The organism is Falsiroseomonas algicola (assembly GCF_011040385.1).
Lineage (GTDB): Bacteria > Pseudomonadota > Alphaproteobacteria > Acetobacterales > Acetobacteraceae > Falsiroseomonas > Falsiroseomonas algicola.
Window position 1 is genome coordinate 48,894 of record NZ_JAAIKB010000019.1, and the last position, 24,725, is coordinate 73,618.

The window sequence follows — 24,725 nt, forward strand, 5'->3', positions numbered from 1 at the left end:
CGGCGCGGAGGAGTATCGTGGCCATCACCGAAGCGCCCTGCATGCCGTCGACGCCCGCGCAAACCGCGCGGCGCGGCTCCGTGCTGCCTGGGCGAAGAGCCTTGCTGACCCTCGGCCTCGGCGGCGCGGCGAGCCTGACCCTGAGGCCGCGCACCGTCGCCGCGCCGGCGGCCAATCCCGGCATCATGCACCTGCCGCCAGCACCGCCCCTGGCCTCCACCGCCGATGTGCGGGACATCGCGGAATGGCGCCAGTTCCGCGACCGGTTCGTCGCGCGCGATGGCCGCGTCATCGATACCGGCAATGGCGGCGTCTCCCATTCCGAAGGCCAGGGCTTCGCGCTGCTGCTCGCCGAATGGTGCGCGGACCGCGCCAGCTTCGAACGCATCCTGTCCTGGACGCGCGACAATCTCGCCCGCCCGCGCGACAACCTCTTCGCCTGGTCCTGGCGGCCACACCAGGCCATCGCGGTGCCGGACAACAACAACGCGACCGATGGCGACATCGCCATCGCCTGGGCGCTGCAGCGCGCCGCCGCGCGCTGGTCGGTCCCGGCGTGGGAGGACATGGCCGCCGCCATCACGCAGGACATCGTCAGGCTCTGCACCCGCGACATCGCCGGACGGACGGTACTGCTGCCGGGTGCCTATGGCTTCACGCGGCCGAATGCCTGCGTGGTCAACCCCTCCTACTACATCCTGCCCGCCATCCGCTCCCTTGCGCCGCTGGTGCCGGGGGCGGAGCTGCGGCGGATCGATGCCGATGGCCGCCACATCCTCTCCGCCGGCCGCTTCGGCAATTGGCGCCTGCCGCCGGACTGGCTGCACATCGATGCCGCGACGGGCCGCATGACGCCCGCCAGCGGCTGGCCGCCGCGCTTCTCCTGGGATGCGATCCGCGTGCCGCTCTACCTCGCCTGGGCCGGGCTGAACGAGGCCGACTCGCTCCGTGCCGCGGCCGCCTTCTGGGAAGCCGCGCGGCCGGAGACGCTGCCCGCCTGGACGGACCTGCATACCGGCGCGCTATCCCCCTATCCCGGGCATGAGGGGGTGCGCGCCGTCGCCTCCCTCACCCTGTCCACGCGTCGCGCGGGGGCCGGGATCGTCCGGCCGGATTTTCCCGCCGTGTCCTCGGCGCCGGACTACTACGCGGCGGCGCTGATCATGCTGGCGCGCATGGCCTCCATGGAAGCCGGCCGGGGCGCCGCCGCGGGCGCGGTGCCGGCCGAAGGCGCCGCCTGAACGCCAGCCGCGCGGGACGCGCGGCCGGGAATGTTTCCCGGCCGGCGCGATCGGCGCTATGGTCACGCATGGGTCTTCGCCTGGGTTTCCGCGGCAGGGACGGCGGCAAGGACAGGAGCAGGGGCGCCGGTGCGGCCCGGCTGGCACTCGGCGCCTTCGCCCTGCTGGTGGCGATCCCCGCCTGGATGGCAGCCGAAGCCATCATCGACCGCGCGGAAAGGCTGGTCGCGCAGGACGCCTATCTCCGCGCCAGCGCCGCCGCCGCCGCCGTCGGCCATGTCGCATCCCATGTCGTGGACGACGCGAATTTCGCGACCATCCTCGCGCGGCGTTGGCTCACGCTCCGCGCCAGCGGCGACGACGTCGCACGGGCGGAGGCGGAGCGGATGATGCGCACCATCATCGGCCAGGCCGCCGCCGGCCGCGCCGCGCTGGCCAGCATCGTCATCGCCGGGGCGGATGGCGACGTGATCTTCCACTCCGATCCCGCCGCGCCGCCCTTCTCCGTCGCCGACCGTGCCTATTTCACCGAAGCGGAAGCCGGGTTCACGGGCCTGCGCATCAGCGCCCCCTTCTCCGGTCGCTATGTCACCCAGCCCCTCTTCGCCGCGGTGGCGCGGCTGGAGGATCCGGGCGGACGCTTCGCCGGCGTGGTCATCTCCTCCGTCAGCCCGCGCGACATTTCCGTCCGCCTCGGGCAGATGACGCCGCGGACGAACGATATCCTCGCCATCCTGCGGGAGGAGGGGGAGCTGCTCGCCCGCAGCCATGGCGTGGCCGCGTTGCTCGGCCTGATCATCCCGCTGCCGGAACCGGCGATCGCTGCGCTGCAGCGGGACGGCGCCTTCACCTTCCGACAGGCCAACCAGTTCACCGGCCGCGACCAGTTCGTCGCCGTGCAGGCCGTGGACGACACCAACCTCGTTGCCTTCGCCGCCGTCGATGCGGAAGCGGAGATGGAGGCGATGCCGCTGCTGCGCGGCGCGGCGCGCATCGCCGTCGTCGCCGTCACGCTCGGCGCGCTGCTGGCGCTGCTGTTCGGCCGGCTGGCGGTCCGCAGCATGGCATTGGCCGGCACGGCCGAGGCGCTCCGCCGGGGCCGCGAACAGGTGGAACGCCTGCATGCCGGCCTGCCCGTCGGCCTCTTCCTCCTCGATGTCGAACCCGATGGTGCGGCACGGCTGCTCTATCGCGCCGGCGGCGCGCAGGACCCGCCGGCGGAGATGCTGCAGGAAGCGCTGCGCACCACGCTGTCGGCGGAAACCGGCAGCTTCGAATGGACCGCGCCTTCCGCCTTCGCCCCCCGGCCGACGCTGGTGACGAGCCTTCACCGCCTGTCGCTCCGTGCCGATGGCGGCGGCGAGGTCGTCGGCTACACCCGCGACGTGACAGCGGAGCGGGAGGCCGCAGCCCAGGCCGATGCCGCGCGGCGGGAGTTGGACCGCACGCTGGAAGGCGCACCGATCGTCGTCTTCCGCGTGCTGATCGCGCCGAACGGGCGCGGCACCAAGACCTATGTAAGCCGTTCCATCGAACGCATGACGGGCTGGCCCTATGACCAGGTGAACGCCCCGGGCGGCCTGCGGTCCATCTTCGATCCGCCGCAGGCCGGCTTCACGGGCGACCGCACGCTGTTCGCCGGTGCCGATGAATGGTCGAAGGACCTGCGCCTGCGCTGCGCCGATGGCCGCCTGCTGGCGGTGAAGGTCACGCTGACGGTCATCGCCCGCCTGCCCGATGGCAGCGCCGATGCCGTCGGCTACATCGCCGACGTCACCGCCGAACGCGCCGCCGATGCGCGCGCCATCGCCGCCGCGCGCCTCGCCTCGTTGGGTGAGATGTCGGCCAGCCTGGCGCATGAGCTGAAGCAGCCGCTGCAGGCCATCGCGCTGGCGGCCAACAACGCCCGCACCGCCATGCGGCGCGACCGCGTGGACATGGCGGAACAACGGCTGGACCGCATCGCCGGCTATACCCAGCGCGCCGCCGCGCTGATCGAGCATCTGCGCCGCTTCGCCCGCGGCGCCGACGAACAGGCCGCGCCCCAGCCCGTGCCGCTGGCGGATGCGGTGGAAGGCGCGCTGGTGCTGACTGGCGCGGGTCTGCGGGAGGCGGGGATCGAGATCCGCTGCACGCTCGGCGATCCGCCGCCCGTGGTGCTGGGCCACCTGGTGGCGCTGGAGCAGGTGCTGGCCAACCTGCTCGCCAATGCGCGGGACGTGCTGGCGACCGCGCCCGGTGACGCACCGCGCTGGATCGCCATCACCGCCGCACCGGCCGCTGCCGGCTTCACCGCGCTGCGCGTGGCGGACAGCGGCGGCGGCCTGCCCGCGGAAGTGCTGGCCCGGCTGTTCGAGCCCTTCGTCACCACCAAGGGGCCGGACCGCGGCACCGGCCTCGGGCTTTCCATCTGCCATGGGCTCGTCGTGGCGATGGGGGGCAGCATCACGGCGGAGAACGGGCCGGATGGCGCCGTCTTCACCATCCACCTGCCGGATGCGCCCGCGCTGCCGGATGACGGCAGGCCGGCCTCCATCTCTGCCTCGGAACCCAGCAACGGTTAATTCAGGGGTCACATCCCCGGCGTCTCCTCCACCCGTGGAATGCCGTCGCCACGGCATTGCGCATGGAAGACCCAGAGCGGCCGGGAACATCCCGGCGGAGGACCGAACAGTGGCCAGGATGAACGCCGCAACGGCGCATGGAGCGCGCCCATGAGCCTGGAATCCGCGCTGCTGCGCGCCACCGCCGGAATCCGCCACACCTCCCGCCAGATGGAGGCGACCTCCCAGAACGTCGCCAATGCAGGAGTCGAAGGCTACACGCGCAAGACCGTGCGCGGCGAGCAATCCGCCGCCGGTGTGCGCAGTTCCACGCCGCAGCGCGACGTCGACCGTTCGCTGCGCACGGAAGCGCGCGGCGCGCGCGGGGAAGCGGCGGCGGCCTCGCTCCGCGCCGATGTGCTCGGCCCGCTGGCCGAATTGCAGGGCGCGCCGGCGGATGGCGCCAGCCTCGGTGGCCAGATCGGCTCGCTGCGCGACCGCTTGACCGAACTGCGTGCCAATCCGAACGACACCGCCGCGCAGGCGGAGGCGCTGGGCGTCGCCAAGGATGTCGCCGCACAGCTGAACGACCTTTCCGGCGCCATCACGCGGTCGCGGCAATCCGTGCAGGACGGGCTGCGCACGGATGTCGATACCGCCAACGCCCTGCTGCGGGATGTCGCCGCGCTGGACAAGCAGGCGCGCGCCATGCGCAGCGCCGGGCTCGACGATGCCGGGCTGCTCGACCGCCGTGATGCCGCGATCGGCCAGCTTTCCGAACTCATCGGCGTGACGCCGGCGGAGGGCCGGAACGGGGAACTGACGCTGATCCTGCAGGGTGGCGCCGTGCTGCCGCTGGAGGAGAATGGCAGCCCGCTCGGCATCGCCGATGCCGTCATCGCCCCCGGTTCCTACTACGGCGCGCCGGCGGGCACGTTGCCGGGCCTGACCTTGAACGGCATCCCGCTGTCGGACGTGCCGCGTGGCGGCCGCATCGGTGCTGGCCTCGAGCTGCGGGACGAGACGCTGCCGCGCATGACGGCGGAGCTCGACACCCTGGCCACCACCATGGCCGGGCGCCTCAGCGAACAGGGGCTGACGCTGTTCACCGACAATGACGGTTCGGCACCACCCGCCGCCGGCAGCGCGGCCGCGGTGGGCTTCGGGGGCCGCATGATCGTGAACCCCGATGTGGCGGCGAAGCCTGCGCTGCTGCGCGACGGCACCAGCGATGTCCCCGCCTTTCCGCCCAACCCGGACAACCAGGCGGGCTACACGAAGCTGCTCGACCGCGTGCTGGACTACGCCTTCGGCAACCAGCGCGCCGCGGGCGTGCCGCATGCGGCGATCCCCGGCACCGGCCTTGGCCCGGATGGCACGCTCACCGCCTCCTTCTCGCCGCCCCGCGCGCTGCTCGACTACGCCGCGGCGCTGACCTCCGCCCATGCCAAGGAAGCAAGCGACGCGGCGGCGGAGGAGATGACCACCGCCAGCCTCTCCACCCAGATCAACGCCCTGGTGCAGAAGCGGGAAGGCGTCGATGTGGATGCCGAGATGGCGTCGATGGTGACGCTGCAGAATGCCTATACCGCCAATGCGCGCGTGATCTCCGCGATCCAGTCCATGTGGGACGCGCTCATGGGCATGGTCCGCTAGAAGGAATCCGGCCATGACGATCTCGGGCTTCGCCGCCGTGGACCGCGCCACGGAAGCCGCCAGCCAGCTGCGCGTGCGGCTCGCGGAACAGACGCGCCAGACCTCCAGCGGCCAGCGCGCCGCGACCTATGCCGGGCTCGGCGGCGATGCGCGCCGCGCGATCGACCTGCGCACGGAAGTCGCGCGGCATGAATCGCTCACCCGCGCGGCGGAACGCGGGGAGGCCCGCGCCGCCGTCACGCAATCCGCGCTGTCGCGCATCACCAAGATCAGCACCGACATGGTCGCGACCGCCACCGCGCTGCTCAGCGGCGGCGCCACGCAGGTCAGCGCCGCCGCGATCGGCGCCCGGTCCGCGCTGCGCGAGGTGACCGGCATGATCAACGAACGCTACCAGGGGGAGAGCCTGTTCGGCGGCGCCGACCTGGATGGCACGCCCATCCCCGGCGCGATCGAGGACAGCCCGCTCTTCGCCGCCATCCGCGACGCGATGAAGGGCATGGCGCAGGGCGGTGGCGCGGCGTTGCGCGGCACGCTGCGCGACCTCGGCGCCAGCAACGACCCCGCCATCACGCCCTTCTCCGCCTATGCGACGGCGGCGCAGAACGGGGAGGTGGAGGACAGCCTGACCTCCGTACCGGTCAGCGAGGGCGGCGCCGTGCAGATCGGCCTCTATCCCAACCGCAATGCCGGCGCGATGCCGTCGAAGGATGCGGACAGCACGGGATCCTGGGCGCGGGACCTGATCTACGGCCTGACGGTCATCGCCAATCTCGACCAGCTCGGCGTCACCGATGGCGCGGACTACCAGCAGGTGGTGACGGGTGCGCTGGGCGCGCTGCGCGCCGGCCTTTCGGGCGTGAGCGACGAGGCCGCGGGCCTCGGCACCGCGGAACAGCGCTTGGCCGATTCCCGGCTGCGGCACAGCGAACTCGCGACGCAGCTGGAGGGGCAGCTCTCCGAGATCGAGGGCGTGGACCTGGCGGAAGCGATCAGCCGCGCCCAGGCGACGCAGGCGCAGCTGGAGGCCAGCTACCGGTCGCTCGCCATGCTCTCCGGCCTGTCGCTGACCAAGTTCCTGAGCTGACGCGAAGCGCCAGCGCCGGGCGACCGACGCCGCGCCATCCCGGAAGGGGTGGCGCGGTTTTTTGTTGTCTGGGTCAGGAGAGTCGGGGAAGGCGCTGCCTTCCCCAAACCCCATCCGCCAGGGGGGAGACCCCCCTGGACCATCGTCAATTCACGGGTTCCAAGGGCCCGCTGGCCCTTGGCCGGGGGTGCAGGGGGGCGGAGCCCCCTTGCATAAACGCTCGGTGCAGGGGTGAGGGGAGGGCAACGCCCTCCCTGCGGGGCCGCTCAGAACAGCCGCCGGTTCCCGATGCCGCCCAGCCCCACTTCCGCCACCACATGCGGTGCCCGCGCGGCCACCACCTGCACCAGCGGCGCCGGCGCGGCACTCGGTGCCGGGTTGGGCGCTTGGCTCGGCAGATTCTGCCCACGCCCGGCGACGGGGATCGGCGCGGCCCGATAGGCATCCAGCGCCCCCCGCGGCGGCGGCGCCACCGCCGCCAGCGCCATGCCGCCCGGCGCGGGCGGCGCCGCGGCCAGGCGCGGCAGCGCGGCCGGCTCCGGCGTCGGCGACCGGCGTTCATTCGCCATCACTGCCGCCAGGCGGGCGCGGTAGCGCTCCGCGAATTCCGGCGTCTGCGAATGGTAGTGGCCGGAGGCCACCGTCCAGTCGCCCGCCCGCTGCTGCAGGCTCGTCAGGAAGCGCGCGGCGTAGCGCGCGCTGGCCTGCGGGTCGAAGGCCTCCTCCAGGCTCGCGAAGGCATTGGGGTGGTGGCGCAGGTTGATCTGCATGCAGCCCACATCGATGGACCGCACGCCGGAGGCCTGCAGCGCCCGCACCGCTTCCACCGCCGCCTCGCGCGATGGGAAGAAACTGCCGCGTCCCTCCGCATTGATGGTCCAGGGCCAGGGGTCGAAGGCGCCGGTCTGGGGATCGCGCCGGCCGCTTTCCACGCGCCCGATGCCCAGCAGCAGCCGGTCGGGGATGCTGAACTCGGCCTCCGCGGCCGTGATGGCCGCGCGGCACAGCGCGACCTGCGCGCGCGCGGGCGCACCCAGGATGGACAGCGACAGCAGCAGCAGGAAAGCCAGGATGCGGTTCATGCGCCGCGCGTCGCAACGCCTGTGCCAGCAGCGCTACCAAATCTGAACGACGACGATCTTCGCGACAGCGCGCGCAGCCGCGATCACGAAACCGTGCGCAGCGTCTGGCGCTGCCGCGGCCCCGGCCCACGCCGGGCGCATTGTTCACACCGCAGAAATCGACGGCGCGCAAATGGGCAGTCGCGAAACCCAGAAGGGGTGCCCTTGCCCATGTTGCGCGTCGCCACCGCCGCTTCCCCGTCGCTGCCGCCCGCGGCATCGCGGCTGCGCGCGCTGCGGGGCGATTTCGGCGCGCTGCTCGGCAGCAGCGAAGCCGGTAGCGGCATCATGGCCGGCGGCGGTGCGCAGGCGGCCGCCGGCCTCTTCGCCATCCAGGGCATTGCGGACCAGCCGCAGGATCCACCGCCACGCCGGCGCCACGCCTCGCCCCAGGATGCCGCGCAGCAGGGCCTCGCCTTGCTCCGGACCGTGCAGCGCCAGCTGCTGTCCAACGAACCCCCCTCGCTGGAGGTGCTCGAAGCCGCCGCGGCGGAAGCCGATTCCCTCGCCGCCGAAGGGGCGGAAGCGCATCGAATCTGTGCCCCCGTGGCACTGCGCCTGCGCATCGAGATCGCCAAGCGGCTGCCGCCCGACGGCGCCGCCGCCGGCCGCGCGTGAGGCGCGGTGGACATGTCCTTTTTCAGCGACGCCGCGGCGTCGCGCACTCCCCCTGCGAAAATCGCGAGGCAAAGACCGATGAGAATCCTGCTCGGCGCCACGGCCGATGATCAAGCGCCTCTCCGCCGGGCGCTGACCGGTGCCGGCCGTTTCGTCGAACAGGCCCCGGATTTCGACGGCATCGGTGCCACCACCGCGGCCAGCGGCCCCTTCGATGCCGTGGTGCTCAGCGTGGACGATCTCAGGCGGGAAGCGCTGCCCGTGCTGCGCGACATCCGCCGCCAGGGCGTGCAGGCACCGATCCTCGTCATCGCCGGTGCCGTCAGCCCCGCGGAGGAAGCGGCCGCGCTGAACCATGGCGCCGATGACCTGGTGGCGCGCCCCGTCGCCAATCCCGTCGTGGTCGCACGCGTGCAGGCCATGGTCCGTCGCACCGCCGCCCATGCGCCGACGCTGCTGGTCTGCGGCAATGTCGCGCTGGACCGCGACCGACAGGCCGTCTCCGTCGATGGCCGCCCCGTGAACATCACGAGCCGGGAGTTCGAGGTGCTGGAGACGCTGCTGCTCCGCCGCTCCGCCCTGCTGAGCAAGGAGCGCTTCATGAGCCGCCTCTATGGCGACGAGGAAGGCCCCGACCAGCGCATCATCGACGTCTTTGTCTGCAAGCTGCGCCGCAAGCTGGCCGCCGCCGGCGCGGCGGAGATCGTGCGCACCGTCTGGGGCCTCGGCTATGTGGCGGAGGATCCGGGCCCCGCCGCCGTCGCCGCCGCGCGCGCCCGCTATGCCGCCGGCCAGCCTCGTGCCCGCCGCGCGCACCTCGTCCCCGCCGCCGGCTTCGTCCCGGCCGGCGCCTGACGATCGCGGCGCAGGAGGCACCCCATGGCGAAGCCGGGCGGCAAGGGCAATCTGGCCCCGATCGTCGTCAAGCGGATCGAGGAAGGCGAACACGGCCATCACGGCGGCGCGTGGAAGATCGCCTATGCAGACTTCGTCACGGCGATGATGGCCTTCTTCCTGCTGATGTGGCTGGTCAACGCCACGACGGAAGCGCAGCGCCGTGGCATCGCCGACTATTTCGCGCAGCCCAACGACCTGGCGCGCGGGCCGAGCGGTTCCGGCCAGCCCTTCGGCGGCCGCAGCCTCTACAGCGACGGCCCCCTCATCTCCGATGCGCCGCTGGTGCCGATGATGCGCACCGCCCAGCCCGGCCTGGATTCGGAGGAGGAGGAGGAAGGCCCGGAGATCCGCCTGCCCCGCCCCTCCGCCCGCCAGCAGACGCCCCCCGCCCAGGCGGTGCCGGAGGGCGACGCCATGGCTGATGCGGCACGCCGCGCGGGCGAGCTGGAAGCGGCGCTTCGCGGGTCCGACAATGCCGCCCGTCGCGGCTCCGTGGACAACGAAGCGCTCCGCCGTGCTGCCGAAGCCGCGCGCCAGGAATTGCTGACCCGCGCGGCGGAGGAGATCCGCCAGGCCGTCCGCAACGATCCCGCCCTCGCCTCGCTCGGCCGGCAGCTGATCGTGGAGGAGGTGGCGGAGGGTCTGCGCATCCAGCTGGTGGATGCCGAGGGGCAGCCGGTGTTCGAGACCGGCCGCGCCGCGCCCAATGAGCGCGGCCGTGCCCTGCTGCTGCGCGTGGCGCAGGTGCTGGCCCGCCTGCCGCATCCCATCGAGGTCACCGGCCACACCGATGCCGCGCCCTTCCGGGGTGGTGGGGAGCGGTCCAACTGGGACCTTTCCGCCGAACGCGCCAATGCCACGCGCCGCCTGTTGGTCGATGCCGGCGTGACGGACCGGCGGATGCGCAGCGTGAGCGGCCGCGCCGAACGTGAACTCCTTGTCCCCGCCAACCCGCTTGATGCCGCGAACCGACGCGTCGCGGTGCTGATGCTGCTGCCAGCCCAAGGAGGGACTGCGCCATGATCCTGATCGGCGGCTTCGCCATTCTGCTGGCCTGCGTCTTCGGCGGCTACATCATCGCCGGCGGCCATATGGGCCCGATCCTGCACGCCCTGCCCTTCGAGATGCTGATCATCGGCGGCGCCGCCGTCGGCAGCTTCCTGATGTCCAACTCCATGTCGGACGTGAAGCACACGCTGGGCGGCATCGGGAAGGCGATGAAGGGCAGCAAGTACACGCCGCAGGACTACCTCGACCTCGGCGTGCTGCTGCACAAGCTGCTGAAGGTCGCGCAGTCCAAGGGCGCCGCGGGGCTGGAGCCGCATATCGAGAAGCCGGAGGAAAGCGCCATCTTCCAGGCCTATCCCCGCATCGCCAATGACCACCACGCGACGCCGCTGATCTGCGACTACCTGCGCATGGTCGGCATGAATGCCGACGATCCGCACCAGATCGAGGACATCATGGCGAGCGAGCTGAAGAAGGTGAAGAACGAGGAGCTGCACGCCGCCCATGCCCTGCAGAACATGGCGGATGCGCTGCCGGCGCTCGGCATCGTCGCGGCCGTGCTCGGCGTCATCAAGACCATGGGCTCGATCGACAAGCCGCCGGCGGTGCTGGGCGCCATGATCGGCTCCGCGCTGGTCGGCACCTTCCTCGGCGTGCTCCTCGCCTATGGCCTGGTCGGCCCCATCGCGGTGCGCCTCAAGGGCGTGGTGGAGGAGGATGCGCGCTTCCTCGAGGTGATCCGCGCCGTGCTGGTCGCGCACCTCCATGGCAATGCGCCGCAGGTGGCGATCGAGGTCGGCCGCAAGACCATCCCGACCGGCCTGATGCCGAACTTCGCCGCGATGGAAACCGCGCTGCAGGAGGCGAAGTAGCACCCCTCTTCCGCCCGCGCCCCGGCCCGTCGATGATGCCCCCGCACAGATCGGGGGAAAGGCGGGCATGGGTGGCATGGCGGAGGAAGCCTGGGCGCTGGGCTTCGGCGACCTGTCCGTGGAGGAAGGCTTCGCGCTGCGGGAGGGCACGGATTGGCGCCACTTCCCGGCGCCGAGCCCGGACCGCTATGCCGGCCTGCTTTCCATCGCTGACCTCGACGCCTTCCTGGCCACGGATGCCGCGCGGCGCCCCCGCATCTCCATGGCCGATGGCAGCCGCCAGGGCAGCGCGGCGGTGCCGGAGGAGGAGTATGCCGGCCCCGACGGCACCGCCGACCTGCCCCGCCTGTTCCAGGCCTTCGACCGCGGCGCGACGCTCGTCGTCTCCCAGTTCCATGAGCTGCACCCTAGGCTCGCGCGCTTCTGCCGCGGGCTGGAACAGGTCTTCCTGCACGGGGTCCAGGCCAACATCTACCTGACGCCACCCGGCGCCCAGGGCTTCCGCATGCATTACGACACGCATGACGTGCTGGTCCTGCAGGTCGTGGGCGAGAAGAACTGGCGCATCTGGCCCGGCCAGCCCTTCCCCGCGCCCACGCGCCGCACACCTTGGGTCGGCGGCGTGGAGCCGCTGGCGGAGGCGGTGGAGCTGACGCTGCGGCCGGGCGATGCGCTCTACGTGCCCCGCGGCGTGCTGCATGACGCGGCGGCGCAGGACGGCACCGCGCCGTCCCTGCATGTCACCGTGGGCTTCATGGAACCCTCCTTCGCCAGCGTGCTGCGCATGGCGGTGGACTTGCTGGAGGAGGCGGAGCCGGGCCTCCGCGCCGCCTTCCCCACCTGGCGCCTGGCCGATGGCCCGGGCGCGCTGGCGCCCCTCGCGCGGCCGCTGGCGGCCATGCTGGCGGAGCCCGCCGCGCTGGAACGCACTGCGCTGGCGCTGCTGGACCGGCTGGCGACGGACCGCGCGCCGATGCTGGGCCGCGGCCTCTTCCCCCGCCTGCCCGGGGGCGGCACGCGGCTGCGCCTGGCAGGCGGGGTGCTGCACGCCCTGATCCCGGATGAGGAAACCGGCGGCGCCTGGCTGCGCTGGGCCGGGGACCCGCTGGCGCTGTCGCCGCAGGAAGCCGGATGGATCGGCGCCCTGGCGGAAGGCGCCACGCCGGATGCGCTGGGCGAGGGCGGGCTCGATTTCTGCCGCCGCCTCACGCGGCTGGGGCTGCTGGAGGAGGATGCGTGATGCGGATCATCGGTCTCTGCGGCAGCCTCCGCGCCGCCTCCACCAACGCCGCCCTGCTGCGCGCCGCGGCCACGATGCTGCCGGAGGGCGCGGTGCTGGAGGTGGCCGGGATCGGCGACCTGCCCCTGATGAACGAGGATCTGGAGAAGCCCGCCTGGCCGGAGCCGGTGCAGCGCCTGCGCCGCCATCTCTGGACGGCCGAGGCCCTGCTGATCGCCTGCCCCGAATACAATGCCGGCATCCCCGCGCCGCTGAAGAACGCCATCGACTGGGCCTCGCGCGCGGAGGGCATCGGCGGCGTGACGGCACCAGCGGGGGAGGCGCGGAAGACCCCGCTGGCAGACCTGCCCGTCGGCATCATCGGCACCTCGCCCGGCATGCTCGGCACCGCGCGTGCGCAGCAGCATCTGCGCATGTCCCTGCAATCCACCGGCGCCCGCGTCATGCCCGGGCCGGAGGCCTTCGTGGGCAGCGCGCGCGGCAAGTTCGATGCGGCGGGTGAGCTGACGGACGAACCGAGCCGCGCCGCCATCGGCCGCGTGGTGGCGGGGCTGGTCGCCTGGGCGGAGCGGGTGCGGGACTAGCCCCCCCGCCGCAGCCCTTCCTGCTCCATGAAGGTCGGGTCGTTGAAGTCGAACAGCTTGTTGTCGAGCCGGACGCCCGTCTCGACCTCGTAGAGCGTGACGCGCGTCTCCCGCCCCTGCGCGTCCAGCACCGTCCATTGCCGCAACTCCATCGGCTGTTCCTGGAAGGCCAGCACCAAGCGGCCCTCCTGCGGCGCGCCGGTGCGATGGATCGCCACCCGCAGGAAGCCGCCCGAGCGCTCCGTCCCCGTCACGGTGATGTCGCCGGACAGCCGGATCTCGGACCGCAGCAGCAGGCCGAGCGGCGTGGATGACGCCGGCACGGTGCTGGGCTGCCGCAACTCCCGGTCATACATCATCACCTGCCCGCCGGAGGCCACCAGCAGCATCGGCTCCGGCGGGTTGTAGTCGAAGCGCATGCGCCCGGGCCGGCTGATCAGTGCCGTCCCCTCGGCGGAGGCGCCATTCTGCGCCACCTGCAGGAAGCGCGCCTTCAGCGTGCGCAGCCCATTCAGGTAAGCCTCCACCCGCGCCAGCGCCGCGCGGTCGATGCTGGCGGCCGGCGGCGGCGGTGCGGCGGGCCGGGACGGCTGCGCCAGCGCGGGCGTGCTGAACAGGGCGGCGGCGGCGATCAGGGTGCGTCGTTGCATGGCTGGCAGATGGCCCATCCCGGGCGCTGCGGAAAGACCTCCCGGGATTTACCCGTCGTCAACCCTCGGTGCGCTTTATTGGGCCCACGCGAACCGGGCCAGAACGGCCGGCACCCCCCGAGGAACGGGATCCCCACCACGATCCCGGTCACGGAGCTTCCCATGCCCTTCGATTTCGCCCCCTCTTCCTTCGCCGCCACGACCCTGCTGCCGATCGATGCCGGCACCATCCACGGTGTGCCGCGGCATGAGCTGGTCGCGCATGCGATGGAACAGATCGCCCCCGCGCTCCGCAGCCAGGTGGCGGAGATGGAGGTGACCGCCGGCGGGCAGTTCTTCCACATGGGCATGGTGTTCGACCAGGTCGCCTGGCGCGCCGTCTGGCGCCGCCCCGGCCTGCCCGTCGCCTCCGGCAGCTTTCCCGTGTGGAACGGCGCCCTGGTTTGACGGGACGCGAGCACCACCCGTAGCGTCCCCCTCGCCCGCGACCGGCGGGCGAATGGGAGACGCCTGACCATGTTCGATGCCCCGCAGACGCGCGACGCGCGCATCGCCGGCGCCGCCGCCCTGCTGGCGGATATCCGCCGCGGCCGGCGCGAGAAGCCCGAAGGCCTCCCCGCCGAACTCCGCCCGGCCGACCAGGCGGAAGCCGAGGCCGTGCAGATCGCCACCTACGCCGCGCTGGGCTGGTCGATCGCCGGCTGGAAGGTGGGGCGCGCCAATGCCCATGTCTTCGCCGCCCCCCTGCCCGATGCCGCCGTCGCGCCCGTCTCCGACAAGCCGATCCGCCTGCCGCTGCATAGCGGGATGGAACTGGAAGTGGCGCTGCGGCTGACCCGTGCGCTGACCAGCGCCGAGCTCGCCACCCTCACCCCCGCCGCGCTGCCGGAAATGGCGGAGATGGTGATGCTCTTCGAACTGGTGGAGACACGCTACGCGCCCGGCGCGAAGCCCTCCGACCTCGAGAAGATCGCCGACATCGTCTCCAACGGCAGCTGCGTCGTCGGCCCCTCGGTGGGCCCCTGGAGCTGGGCGGATGTCGAGAATGCCGCGATGCGCCTCACCGTCGATGGCATCGAGGTCGCGAAGCATGAAGGCCCGCACCGTGCCATGCCGATCGCCCCCCTCATCGAGGCCTGGCGCGACCGCTGCCTCGCCATCGGCCATGAACCGAAGGCAGGGGAGGTCGTCACCCTCGGCAGCCTGACCGGCCTTCTCCCCGTGCCCGCCGCAGGCGGCGTGCTGCATGGCGAATTCGCGGGCCGCGGCACGCTGACCATCACGGTGGCGCCGCTCGGTGCCTGATACGGGCGCCTGAAACGCTAACCGGGCGTCAAGCCTCCCCGCGCTATCCCGCAAGGCCGGCAACAGGCCGGCTGAGCGGGAGAGGCCCATGACGCGCGCATACCAGCAGGACCGATCGGGCCGGGCGGCAGGCTGACCGCGGGCAGCACCGATGGCCCCCGCCCTCACGGCGATCCGCTGCGTCTTCCTCGTCGCCATGCATCACGGGCTGCGCCTGCGGCCGGACCAGCTGCCGGCGGTCGCGGAAGGCGACATGCTGCGCCCCGTGCTGCGCGCGCTGAAGGCGGCGGGGCTGAAGACGCGCGCGCTGCGGGGCTGCGGCTGGGACAAGGCCTCGGCGCTCGGCACCGCCTATCCCGCCATGCTGCAACGGCGCGACGGCAGCTGGGCCATCCTGATCCAGACCGTGCCGGGGCCGGAGGGCACGGGCATGGCCGCCGTGCTGGACCCGGCGGCGGAACATCTCGGCGTCCAGCTCGTCCCCCCCGACCGCTTCCTGGCGGAATGGGGTGGCACGCTGCTGCTGGTGAAGCGCGAGCATCGCCTGACCGAGGAAGACCAGCCCTTCGGCTTCCGCTGGTTCCTGCCGGAGATCATCCGCCACCGTCGCCTCTTCGCCGGCGTCGCCGTCGCCGCCATCGTCGCCAACCTCATCAGCTTCGCCACACCGCTGCTGATGCAGGTGCTGATCGACAAGGTCATCACCCACCAGGCCTATCAGACGCTGGTCGCGGTGGTCGCCGTGTTCCTGCTGCTGACGGTCTTCGACAGCGCCTTCAGCTACCTCCGCCAGCAATTGATGCTGCTGGCCAGCAACAAGATCGACGCGAAGCTCAACTCCCGCACCTTCCGCCACCTGATGGGCCTGCCGCTGCACTTCTTCGAATCACACGCGGCCGGCGTGCTGGTGCGGCACATGCAGCAGACGGAGAAGACCCGCCACTTCCTCACGGGACGGCTGTTCCAGGTGATGCTGGACGCGCTGCTGCTGCCGGTGCTGCTCGTGTTCCTCGCGCTCTACAGCGGCGTGCTGACGGCGGTGGTGCTCGGCTTCTCCCTCGCGATTGCCGCCGTCATCGGCGCGCTGGTCCCGGCCTTCCGCCGGCGGCTCGATGCCCTCTACCAGCAGGAAGGCGCGCGCCAGGCCTATCTGGTGGAAACGCTGCACAACATGCGCGCGGTGAAGTCGCTGGTGCTGGAACCGGCGCGCCAGAAGGTGTGGGACGACCGCATCGCGGGTGCGGCGCGTCAGCACGCCGCGGTCGGCCGCATCTCGGCGGCCGGCAATGTCATCACCACCACGCTCGAGAAGCTGATGCAGATCGGCGTGCTCGCCATCGGCGCGCTGCTGGTCTTCGACGGATCACTGACGATCGGCGCTCTGGTCGCCTTCACCATGCTGTCCAACCGCGTCACCGGCCCGCTGGTGCAGATCGTGGCGCTGATCAACGAATACCAGGAAGCCGCGCTGTCCATCGCCATGCTCGGCACGGTGATGAACACGCCGCCCGAACGCGGCGCGCATGACCGCACCGCGCGCCCCACCATCACCGGCGCGCTGCGGTTCGAGAATGTGGTCTTCCGCTATCCCGGCGCCGCGACCCCCGCGCTGGACCGCGTGACTTTCGCGGTCGGCGAGGGCCAGGCCATCGGCGTCGTCGGCCGCTCCGGTTCCGGCAAGACCACCGTGACGCGGCTTATCCAGGCCATCCATGCGCCGCAGGATGGGATGATCCAGCTCGACGGCGTCGATATCCGCCACATCGACCTCGACCATCTCCGGCGTTCCATCGGCATCGTGCTGCAGGACAACCTGCTGTTCCGCGGCACCATCCGGGACAACATCGCCGCCGGCCGCCCTGACGCCACCCTCGATGAGATCATCGAGGTCGCGCGCCTGGCGGGCGCGGAGGAATTCATCCAGCGCCTGCCGCTCTCCTACGACACGATGGTGGAGGAAGGCGCCACCAACTTCTCCGGCGGCCAGCGCCAGCGCATCGCCATCGCCCGCGCCCTGCTGACCCGCCCGCGCCTGCTGATCTTCGATGAGGCGACCAGCGCCCTCGATCCGGACAGCGAGGCGATCATCCAGCGCAACCTGGCGGAGATCGGCCGCGGCCGGACGATGATCATCGTCTCCCACCGCCTGTCATCGCTGGTGCAGGCGGATGCGATCCTGGTGCTGGACCAGGGGAAGCTGATCGACTGCGCGCCGCACGCCGTCCTGCTGGAACGTTGCGACATCTACAGGCACCTATGGCAGCAGCAGACACAGCACCTGCGCTAGCCCCGGCGCCCGTCGCCGCACCCGCCCTGCCCCGGCTTGGCGGGGCGCGCGCGCGCGCAAGAAAGCCGCCGCGCCTGGCGCCGGAAGCGATCGAATTCCAGGATGAGCTGGACCGGCTGATCGAGGAGCCGCCGCCACCCTCCCTGCGCTTCTGGCCCTGGGTGCTGGCAACGCTGCTGGCGGCGCTCGTCACGCTCGCCAGCGTCGCGCAGGTGGATGTCGTCGTCACCGGCAGCGGGCGGCTCGCCGCGGATGCGCCGCCGCTGGTGGTGCAGCCGATGGAACGCGCCGTCATCCAGGAAATCCGCGTCCGCCCCGGCCAGGTGGTGGTGCAGGGCCAGATCCTGGCGCTGATGGACCCGACCTTCGCGGAAGCCGATCGCCTGTCGCTGGTGGCGCAGCGCCGCAGCCTCTCCGCCCAGCTGGAACGCATCGAATCCGAACTGGCCGGCGTGCCCGCGCCGATGCCGCTGACCGCCGATGGCACGCTGCAATCCCTGCTGCTGGCGCAACGCGCCTCGCTCTATGCCGCGCGCATGGCGGGCTATGCCGCGGATATCCGCGCGCTCGAATCCTCCATCGCCGCGCTGCGCGATGGCGATTCCATCCGCGCCGAGCAGACCGCCATCGCGGCGGAAGTCGAATCCATGCGCGGCCGCCTGCTGGCCAGCCAGGTCGGCTCCCGCCTCAACGCCCTGGCCGCGCGGTCGGAAAGGCTGCGCGCCGAACAGGATCAGCGCCAGGCCCGCCACCGGGCGGAGGAACTGACGGGCGTGCTCGCCGCCAAGCAGGCGGAGCGTGACGCCTTCCGCGACGACTGGCGGCGTCAGCTGCTGGAGGAAGTGGTGCGCCTGCGCGGCGAGTTGCAGCGCACCGAGGACCAGCTCTCCAAGGCCGAGCGCCTGGCGGCGATGAGTGTGCTGGTCGCGCCGGCGGATGGCGTGGTGCTGGACATCGCCCGCCGCTCCGCCGGATCCGTGCTGCGGGAGGCCGAGGCGCTGGTCACGCTGGTGCCCCTCAACGCGCCGCTCGTGGCGGAGATCACGCTGCGCTCCAGCGACATCGGCCGCCTGCGGGGCGAGGATCCCGCGGTGGTGAAGGTCGATGCCTTCCCCTTCCAGCGCCACGGCGCGCTGCAGGGCCGGCTTCAGAGCCTGGCCCCCGATTCCCAGCCGCGGGAAGGCGAGGCGCCGGGCCCGCCCGTGCACCGCGCCCGCATCACCTTCGACACGCCAAGCCTGCCCGACGCACCGCCGGGATCGCGCCTGATCCCCGGCATGACCGTGACGGCGGAAATCCAGGTCGGTGCCCGCCGCATCATCACCTTCTTCATCGAACCGCTGCTGCGCGGCCTGCAGGAAAGCATCCGCGAGCCGTGACCCCTTTTCCCCAGGATGGAGACTCCCCCGTGCCCCACGAAGACGGCTTCATCTACGGGTCGGATGCCAATCCGGACCTGCTGTCCCGCATCCCGCGCGATGCCGCGACGATCCTCGACATCGGCTGCGGCGCCGGCGCGCTCGGTGGCGCCTTCCGGCGGATCAACCCGAGGACGCGCGTGATCGGCATCGAACCCGACCCCGCCCTCGCCGCCCGCGCCCGCACCCATCTGGACGAGGTCCTGTCGCTCGACATCGAGACCACGCGCCCGCCGATCGAGGACGGGTCGCTGGATGCGATGATCTTCGGCGACGTGCTGGAGCATCTGCGCGACCCCTGGGCGGTGCTGAAACGCGATGCCTCGCTGCTGGCGGACCAGGGCGTGCTGCTGGTCTGCATCCCCAACCTGGAACACTGGTCCTTCGCCGCGCGGCTGCTGGCCGGCGCCTGGACCTACGAGGACCACGGCCTCTATGACCGCACGCATCTCCGCTGGTTCACGCCACGCATGATGCAGCAGGCGCTGGTCGAAGCGGGCCTGGTGCCGATCGAGGTCGCACCCCGCATCTTCCTGCCCGAACAGGCGGAAGCCTTCGCGGCTGCCATGGCGCCGGCGCTGAAGACGCTCGGCATCGACCAGGCCGGATGGCTCGATCGCAGCAGACCGCTGCAATATGTCTGGCGCGCCACGCGCCGGCCGCCGAAGACCATGATCGTCGGCGCGCGCACCCTGGCCGATCCCGTCGCCGCCATGGCGGAAGTGCGCGTCCTGCAACCGCTGCGGGACATCGCGACGGCACCCGGCATCGGAACCATCGCCTCCGCCGACCTGCCGATGCCGCCGGGCGGACGCGAGATGGATCGGGTGATGATCCTGCAACGGCTCTTCCTGCGGCCAGGCACTGAATCCCTGGGCTACATCCAGGGCCTGCGCGGCAGCGGCGCCGTCATCGTGCAGGAATTCGACGACGATCCCGAACGCTGGCCCGAGATCGCGGCCGCGGATGACATGACCTTCCGCGCCGTCCACGCCGTGCAGACCTCCACGCCGCGCCTCGCACGGCTCCTGCGGCAATGGAACCAGGAAGTGGAGGTCTTCCCCAACAGCATCGAGACGCTGCCCGTCCCGCGCAACTTCCGGGAGCCCGGCCAGCTGACGATCTTCTTCGGCGCGCTCAACCGCGAAGCCGACATCGCGCCCTTCCTGCCCGTGCTCGACCAGGCGATGGCGGAAGCCGAGGGGCGGCTGCGCATCGAGGTGGTGCATGACCGCGCCAGCTTCGACGCGCTGGCGACGCCCCACAAGCGCTTCACACCCTCCTGCGACTACGCGACCTATCGCGGCATCATGGCAGGCTGCGAACTCGCCTTCCTGCCGCTGGCACGCACGCGCTTCAACAGCATGAAGTCCGACATCAAGGCGGTGGAGGCGGCGTCGCATCGCCTCTGCTGCCTCGCCAGCCCCACGGTCTATGAGGACAGCATCCGGGACGGCGAGACCGGCGTGATCCTGCCCGACCCGGCCGCGCTGCTGGCCACGCTGCGCGGCTTCATCGCCAATCCCGACGCCGCGCGCACCATCGCGGAAACGGCGCATGGCTGGGTGCGCGATGAAAGGATGGCGGCCTACCAGATGCGGCGACGGATCGACTGGTACCGGTCGCTGTGCGATCGGCGCGGAGCGCTGGATGCGGCGCTGGAGGCGCGTCTGGCCAGCCTGGCACAGGCGGCCTGAAGGGGGAGCGCCGCTCCCCCTTCACCCCCTCGCCAGGGTCCAACCGGACCCTGGACCGGGATCAGCCGCGTTTCAGCACGCCGCGCAGGCTGGCTTCCAGCCGCGCGGTGAAGGCGGCGGTGTCGCCGAGCGTGCGCATCCAGGCATCACCGGCCAGCGCGGCCTTCGCGCGGGCATGCAGGGCAGGCTGCGTCGCCAGCGCTACCGCGCGCGCGATGTAGTCCGTGCGGCTGGTGGTGATCCCCTCCGGCAATCCGATCGCCGCCAGCAGGCTGCCCGCCATGCGCGATGCGAAAGCCTGGCCCGACAGCGTCAGGATCGGCAACCCCATGCGCAGCGCATCGCTCGCGACCGTGCCGGCATTGTAGGGCGTGGTGTCGAGGAACAGGTCACCCAGCGCCAGCCGCGCGCGATACCGTGCCGGATCGACACGCGCGGCGAAGATCAGGTGCTCCTCCGCGACGCCCGCCGCCGCCGCCCGCGCCAGCAGGTTCCGCTTCCCCGGAGGATTGTCGTCCACCAGCCACAGCACGCTGCGCGGCACCTGGCGCAGGATCTCCATCCAGGCGCCCCACATCTCCTCCGTGATCTTGTAGTAGTGGGAGAAGTTGCAGAAGACGAAGGCATCCTCCGGCAGACCCTCCTCCGCGCGCGATACCGGCGGCAGAGCGATGGGCTGCGCGTCATTCGCCTGGTACAGCCCCGGCAGCGCCAGCGGCGCGGGCGCGTAGAGCGGCGCCGTCTCGGCCGGAATGGTGCAGGCATCGGCGATCAGCCAGTCCAGCTCCGGCACCGGCACCGGCCCGATATAGCCGAGCCAGGTCGCCATCACCGGCGCCGGCTTCCAGCGCAGCGCGCCCAGCCGCGCCCCGCGCGTCAGCCCGTTGAGGTCGATCAGGATGTCGATCTCATCCGCCCGGATGCGCCGCGCCACATCCTCCTCGCTCAAGGCACCGACGGGCACGTGATGGTCCAGCGCGGCAATGACGCGCGCGCGGATGTCGCTGCCATCCTCGGGCGAGGAGCAGTAGCCGAAGACCTCGAACTGCGTGCGGTCATGCCGTTCCAGCACCTCCGCGATCAGGAAGCTCATGGCGTGCCGGCAGAAGTCGGAGGAGAGGTAGCCGAGCCGGATGCGGCCGTGTCGGTAGCCCTGCTCCGGCGCAAGCCGCGCCGGCGCCGCCGGCACCTTGCGCGCGATCCAGCCCGCGGCGATGCGGCGCTGCAGATCCACATCGTCGAACAGCGCCAGCGCACCGAGCGGCCCTGCATTCAGGCACAACTCTTCGAGCCCCAGTCCAGGAATCCCCGGCTCCAGGATCGGCCAGGCGCAGATGCGCTGCCGCAGATGCGTGAAGTGCTGCAGCACGTCGGGCTGGTGCGGATCGATCAGCAGGCTCGATCGCAACGCCGCGACCGCCTCCTCCAGCGCGCCGCGCAACTCCAGCAACCGGCCGCGATGGTTCAGCAGCGTGATGCGCGAATCATCGGGTTGCAGCGCCTGCTGCCACGCCGCCAGCGCAGCATCCGGCTGGCCGCTCGCTTCCAGCGCCAGGCCGAGATTGACCGCCGCCTGGTACAGGTCCGGCTTCAGCAGCAGCGCGTTGCGATAGGCCGTGATGGCATTGCCATGGTCGCCCGCCTGGGCGAATTCGACGCCGAGGTTGAACCACGCCGCGAAGCCCTGCGCCGCGCCGGCATTCGCGCCAAGCCAGGCGCGGTAGCCCGCGATGGCGATGTCCCGTCGCCCGCGCGCCACCGCCGCCTCCGCCCGCGGCAGCACCGCTTCCAGGCCGAGCCCGGCGAAGCGCGGCTCCTCGATCGGTGCCTCCGGCCCGGCGAAGAAGTCATCGAGCCAGGCGGGATGGGTGCTGTCCAGCATGGCGCTACGCGACCTCCGCCTGGTGGTTTCCGCCCGGCCACAGCCGCCGGTCCGGCGCCAGCGGGCTGAAGGCATCCCGCCGCGCCAGCGCCTTCCGCCACCGCGCCATCATCGTGGGAAGATCGGACGGCGCCGCGCCGTCGATCGGGAACGCCGCCCCGATCTCCAGATACGCGTCGAGGTTCGTGAGATCCGGCCGCGGCAGCCGCCCCGCCGTGGCGTCCTGCCACATATCGCGGAACAGCGCCTCCATCGCGCGCACGAAGCCTTCCGTGTCGAACAGAACGGAGGTCATGCGCCCTGCCATCAGCCGCGCCCGCGCTTCCGCGAGCGGCGCCGGATCGGCCGCCAGCGCGATGGCGCGCCGCTCATACTCATCCCAGTTCCGGCAGACGAAGTCGCCAAGCCCCGCCGCCTTCACCAGACTGCCGCAGACGCGCGAGGCGAAGCTCTGCCCCGGCACGGTCACGATCGGCGTGCCCATCCACAGGCAATCGGATGCCGTGGTGTGCGCGCCATAGGGCCAGGTATCGAGGAAGAGGTCAGCGGCGCCGTAGCGCGCGACATGGTCGGCATTGCGCAGGGGCGGCGCGAAGATCAGCCGTGCGGGATCGACGCCCTGCGCCGCCGCCGCGCCCCGCAGCGTCTGTTCCGCTTCCGGCCCGCCGCGGATCAGCCAGAGGACGCTGCCCGGCGTGGCGCGCAGGATGGCCATCCAGCGATCGAAGACGTAGCGCGTGATCTTCTGCATGCCGTTGAAGCAGCAGAAGACGAAGGCATCCTCGGGCAGGCCCAGCGCCGCGCGGGCCGGCGTCGCGTTCACCACGCGGTGCCGGTCATTCGGCTGGTAGCAGGGCAGGCGCCGCACGGCTTCAGAATAGAAGCGCTCCGCCCCCGGCGGAATGATCGCCGCATCGGCCAGGATGTAGTGATGGAAGGGGCTGCCCATGGTGCCGGCGAAGCCCAGCCAGTTGACGATGACGGGCGCCGGCCGCCGCGCCAGCAGGCCCATCCGGCTGCCCCGCGTATGCCCGTTCACATCCACCAGGATATCGATGCCGTCGTCGCGGATCATGCGCAACGCCGCGTCGTCATCCACCGCGATGATGTCGCGCCAATGCTCGACGGAGGCGCGGATGCGCGCCTTGGTCGCATCCTCCCGCGCGATGCCGCAATCATAGACGAAGATCTCGAAGGCCTCTCGGTCGTGATGGCGGAACAGGTCCGCGGTCAGGTGGCCGATCGCGTGGTCCCGCAGATCCGATGACAGGTAGCCGATCCGCCGCCGACCTGGCCGCTGGAACTGCGCGCTGAAGTCGTCCGTGACGCTGAACTCGGCCGGCGCCGGCGCCTCCCGCCGCGCACAGGCGCTGGCATGCGCCAGCAGCAGCATCGGATCATCCGACATGTTCGCGAGCGTCAGTGGCGCCGCATCCCGCAACAGCCCGGCCGCCGTCATGCCCGAAGGCGCTTCCAGCAGCGGCCAGGCGCAGCGGCGCTGCCGCAGGCTGATCCAGCGCTGCAGCACGTCGCGCTGCGCGGGATCGATCTCCAGCACCTGGCGCAGGCCCTCCTCCGCCTCCGCGAAGGCGCCGAGGTCTTCCTGGTACCGCGCCATCTGCTTCAGCGCGCTGGCGCGCAGCGCAATTCCCTCCCGCGTCACCGCCTTCAGCGTATTGGCGACGTAGCTCCAATGCTCCAGCGCCTGCACCGCTTCCCCGCGCCGTTCATGGGCGAGGCCCAGGCTGATGAAGGGCGGCAGGAAGGCGGGGTTGCGTTGCGCCGCGAGGCGGAAGGCTTCCGCCGCTTCCTCGTGCCGCCCTTCCCGTTCCAGCAGCACGGCCAGGTTGAAGGCCGCGGCATAGAGAAGCGGGTCCTCCCGCTGCGCCGCAATCCATCCCTGATAGGCTGCGATACCGTCGGCCACCGGCATGGCCTGCACGGCGGCAATGAGGTCGGCGATCCTGGCCTGATGCATGCTCCCGTCCTGGCGCAGCGCTGAGGCATCCCCGCTACGCCGACAGGCCTGAAGAAGCGGTGAACGCCCCCTCCCCGGCTGGGCCCGTATCGAAGCCGAATCGGCTTTCATCTTGTGGAAACCCTTTCCCGGGTAGGGTCGCGTCGAGCCGGGACGACAAGATGTCACCCCCCGCGTTGACGCTTGTGATCCGGTCTGCAGGACCGGACGGCGCCGACCTCGCACATGCGAACCTCCCGTCTGGAGTGGGGCGATGTCGATTCTTGCCGGTTTCACGACGACCCAGATTCAGGGTCTGACGACGACGACCATCGCGGTCCTCACCACGACGGATATGCGCGCGCTGGCTTCAACCCAGCTTGCCGCGCTGACGACGACCCAGGTCGCGGCGCTGAGCAGCACTCAGCTTGCGGCGCTGACCAGCACCCAGATGGCCGCGCTGGAGACGACGGATCTCGGCGTGCTCAGCACCACGCAGATCCGCGGCTTCGGATCGACGCAGCTGGTCGGGCTGACCACCACGCAGCTCGGCGCGCTGACCACCACCCAGATCGGCGGCTTCAGCTCCACCCAGGCCGGCGGCCTCACCACGACGCAGGTCGCGGCGCTGACCACCACGCAGCTTGCCGGCCTCGGCACGA

General features: G+C 71.6%; 20 protein-coding genes. 16 read left to right on the top strand and 4 right to left on the bottom strand.

Annotated features, from left to right (window positions below):
* Positions 1-101: 101 nt before the first annotated feature.
* From G3576_RS27605 to G3576_RS27620, 4 genes are all read left to right on the top strand, one after another.
* On the top strand, positions 102-1,241 hold the full coding sequence (locus G3576_RS27605) for a glycosyl hydrolase family 8 (protein WP_164697715.1): 1,140 nt from the start codon (positions 102-104) through the stop codon (positions 1,239-1,241).
* Between the two features lie 68 nt (positions 1,242-1,309).
* Positions 1,310-3,805, top strand: a complete 2,496-nt coding sequence (locus G3576_RS27610) for an ATP-binding protein (protein ID WP_164697716.1) — start codon at positions 1,310-1,312, stop codon at positions 3,803-3,805.
* A gap of 150 nt (positions 3,806-3,955) precedes the next feature.
* A complete protein-coding gene (locus G3576_RS27615; RefSeq protein ID WP_164697717.1) occupies positions 3,956-5,440 on the top strand; it encodes a flagellar hook-associated protein FlgK in 1,485 nt (494 codons plus the stop codon).
* A 13-nt stretch (positions 5,441-5,453) separates the two neighbouring features.
* A complete protein-coding gene (locus G3576_RS27620; RefSeq protein WP_164697718.1) occupies positions 5,454-6,527 on the top strand; it encodes a flagellin in 1,074 nt (357 codons plus the stop codon).
* A 266-nt stretch (positions 6,528-6,793) separates the two neighbouring features.
* On the opposite strand, the gene G3576_RS31350 is transcribed toward G3576_RS27620, so the two are convergent.
* A complete protein-coding gene (locus G3576_RS31350) occupies positions 6,794-7,609 on the bottom strand; it encodes a transglycosylase SLT domain-containing protein (RefSeq protein WP_207623071.1) in 816 nt (271 codons plus the stop codon).
* Positions 7,610-7,813: 204 nt separating this feature from the next.
* On the opposite strand from G3576_RS31350, the gene G3576_RS27630 reads away from it, so the two are divergent.
* The 6 genes from G3576_RS27630 to G3576_RS27655 all read left to right on the top strand — a co-directional run bounded on the left by G3576_RS27630 (position 7,814) and on the right by G3576_RS27655 (position 12,867).
* Positions 7,814-8,266 carry a hypothetical protein gene (locus G3576_RS27630; protein WP_164697719.1) on the top strand — a complete coding sequence of 151 codons (453 nt, stop codon included), beginning with the start codon at positions 7,814-7,816 and terminating at the stop codon, positions 8,264-8,266.
* Between the two features lie 78 nt (positions 8,267-8,344).
* A complete protein-coding gene (locus G3576_RS27635) occupies positions 8,345-9,121 on the top strand; it encodes a response regulator transcription factor (RefSeq protein ID WP_164697720.1) in 777 nt (258 codons plus the stop codon).
* Positions 9,122-9,145: 24 nt separating this feature from the next.
* Positions 9,146-10,186 carry a flagellar motor protein MotB gene (locus tag G3576_RS27640; protein WP_164697721.1) on the top strand — a complete coding sequence of 347 codons (1,041 nt, stop codon included), beginning with the start codon at positions 9,146-9,148 and terminating at the stop codon, positions 10,184-10,186.
* The gene (motA, locus tag G3576_RS27645; RefSeq protein ID WP_164697722.1) at positions 10,183-11,043 is read left to right on the top strand and encodes a flagellar motor stator protein MotA; all 861 of its coding nucleotides are present in this window, start codon (positions 10,183-10,185) and stop codon (positions 11,041-11,043) included. The genes G3576_RS27640 and motA overlap by 4 nt, the downstream gene beginning before the upstream one ends.
* A gap of 67 nt (positions 11,044-11,110) precedes the next feature.
* On the top strand, positions 11,111-12,283 hold the full coding sequence (locus G3576_RS27650) for a cupin domain-containing protein (protein ID WP_164697723.1): 1,173 nt from the start codon (positions 11,111-11,113) through the stop codon (positions 12,281-12,283).
* Positions 12,283-12,867 (top strand): NADPH-dependent FMN reductase, encoded by a 585-nt coding sequence (locus G3576_RS27655; protein WP_164697724.1) that lies wholly within the window; start codon positions 12,283-12,285, stop codon positions 12,865-12,867. The genes G3576_RS27650 and G3576_RS27655 overlap by 1 nt, the downstream gene beginning before the upstream one ends.
* Here G3576_RS27655 and G3576_RS27660 read toward each other — a convergent pair.
* The gene (locus G3576_RS27660) at positions 12,864-13,517 is read right to left on the bottom strand and encodes a LolA family protein (protein WP_164697725.1); all 654 of its coding nucleotides are present in this window, start codon (positions 13,515-13,517) and stop codon (positions 12,864-12,866) included. The genes G3576_RS27655 and G3576_RS27660 overlap by 4 nt on opposite strands.
* A 162-nt stretch (positions 13,518-13,679) precedes the next feature.
* Here G3576_RS27660 and G3576_RS27665 point away from each other — a divergent pair, with 162 nt between their 5' ends.
* The 5 genes from G3576_RS27665 (at position 13,680) to G3576_RS27685 (ending at position 20,224) form a co-directional block, all read left to right on the top strand.
* Positions 13,680-13,964 (top strand): hypothetical protein, encoded by a 285-nt coding sequence (locus G3576_RS27665; protein ID WP_164697726.1) that lies wholly within the window; start codon positions 13,680-13,682, stop codon positions 13,962-13,964.
* Positions 13,965-14,033: 69 nt separating this feature from the next.
* Positions 14,034-14,822 carry a fumarylacetoacetate hydrolase family protein gene (locus G3576_RS27670; RefSeq protein WP_164697727.1) on the top strand — a complete coding sequence of 263 codons (789 nt, stop codon included), beginning with the start codon at positions 14,034-14,036 and terminating at the stop codon, positions 14,820-14,822.
* 151 nt (positions 14,823-14,973) lie between these two features.
* On the top strand, positions 14,974-17,109 hold the full coding sequence (locus tag G3576_RS27675; protein WP_164697728.1) for a peptidase domain-containing ABC transporter: 2,136 nt from the start codon (positions 14,974-14,976) through the stop codon (positions 17,107-17,109).
* Positions 17,079-18,488, top strand: coding sequence for an HlyD family type I secretion periplasmic adaptor subunit (locus G3576_RS27680; protein WP_164697729.1), 1,410 nt, complete (start codon positions 17,079-17,081; stop codon positions 18,486-18,488). The genes G3576_RS27675 and G3576_RS27680 overlap by 31 nt, the downstream gene beginning before the upstream one ends.
* Positions 18,489-18,517: 29 nt before the next feature.
* A complete protein-coding gene (locus tag G3576_RS27685) occupies positions 18,518-20,224 on the top strand; it encodes a methyltransferase domain-containing protein (RefSeq protein ID WP_164697730.1) in 1,707 nt (568 codons plus the stop codon).
* A 61-nt stretch (positions 20,225-20,285) separates the two neighbouring features.
* Here G3576_RS27685 and G3576_RS27690 read toward each other — a convergent pair whose 3' ends face one another.
* Positions 20,286-22,106, bottom strand: coding sequence for an O-linked N-acetylglucosamine transferase, SPINDLY family protein (locus G3576_RS27690; RefSeq protein WP_164697731.1), 1,821 nt, complete (start codon positions 22,104-22,106; stop codon positions 20,286-20,288).
* A 4-nt stretch (positions 22,107-22,110) separates the two neighbouring features.
* Positions 22,111-24,084, bottom strand: coding sequence for an O-linked N-acetylglucosamine transferase, SPINDLY family protein (locus G3576_RS27695; protein ID WP_164697732.1), 1,974 nt, complete (start codon positions 24,082-24,084; stop codon positions 22,111-22,113).
* A 253-nt stretch (positions 24,085-24,337) separates the two neighbouring features.
* Between G3576_RS27695 and G3576_RS27700 the strand changes: the two genes are divergently transcribed.
* Positions 24,338-24,725 (top strand): hypothetical protein (locus tag G3576_RS27700; RefSeq protein WP_164697733.1); only part of this gene is annotated, 388 nt, incomplete at its 3' end.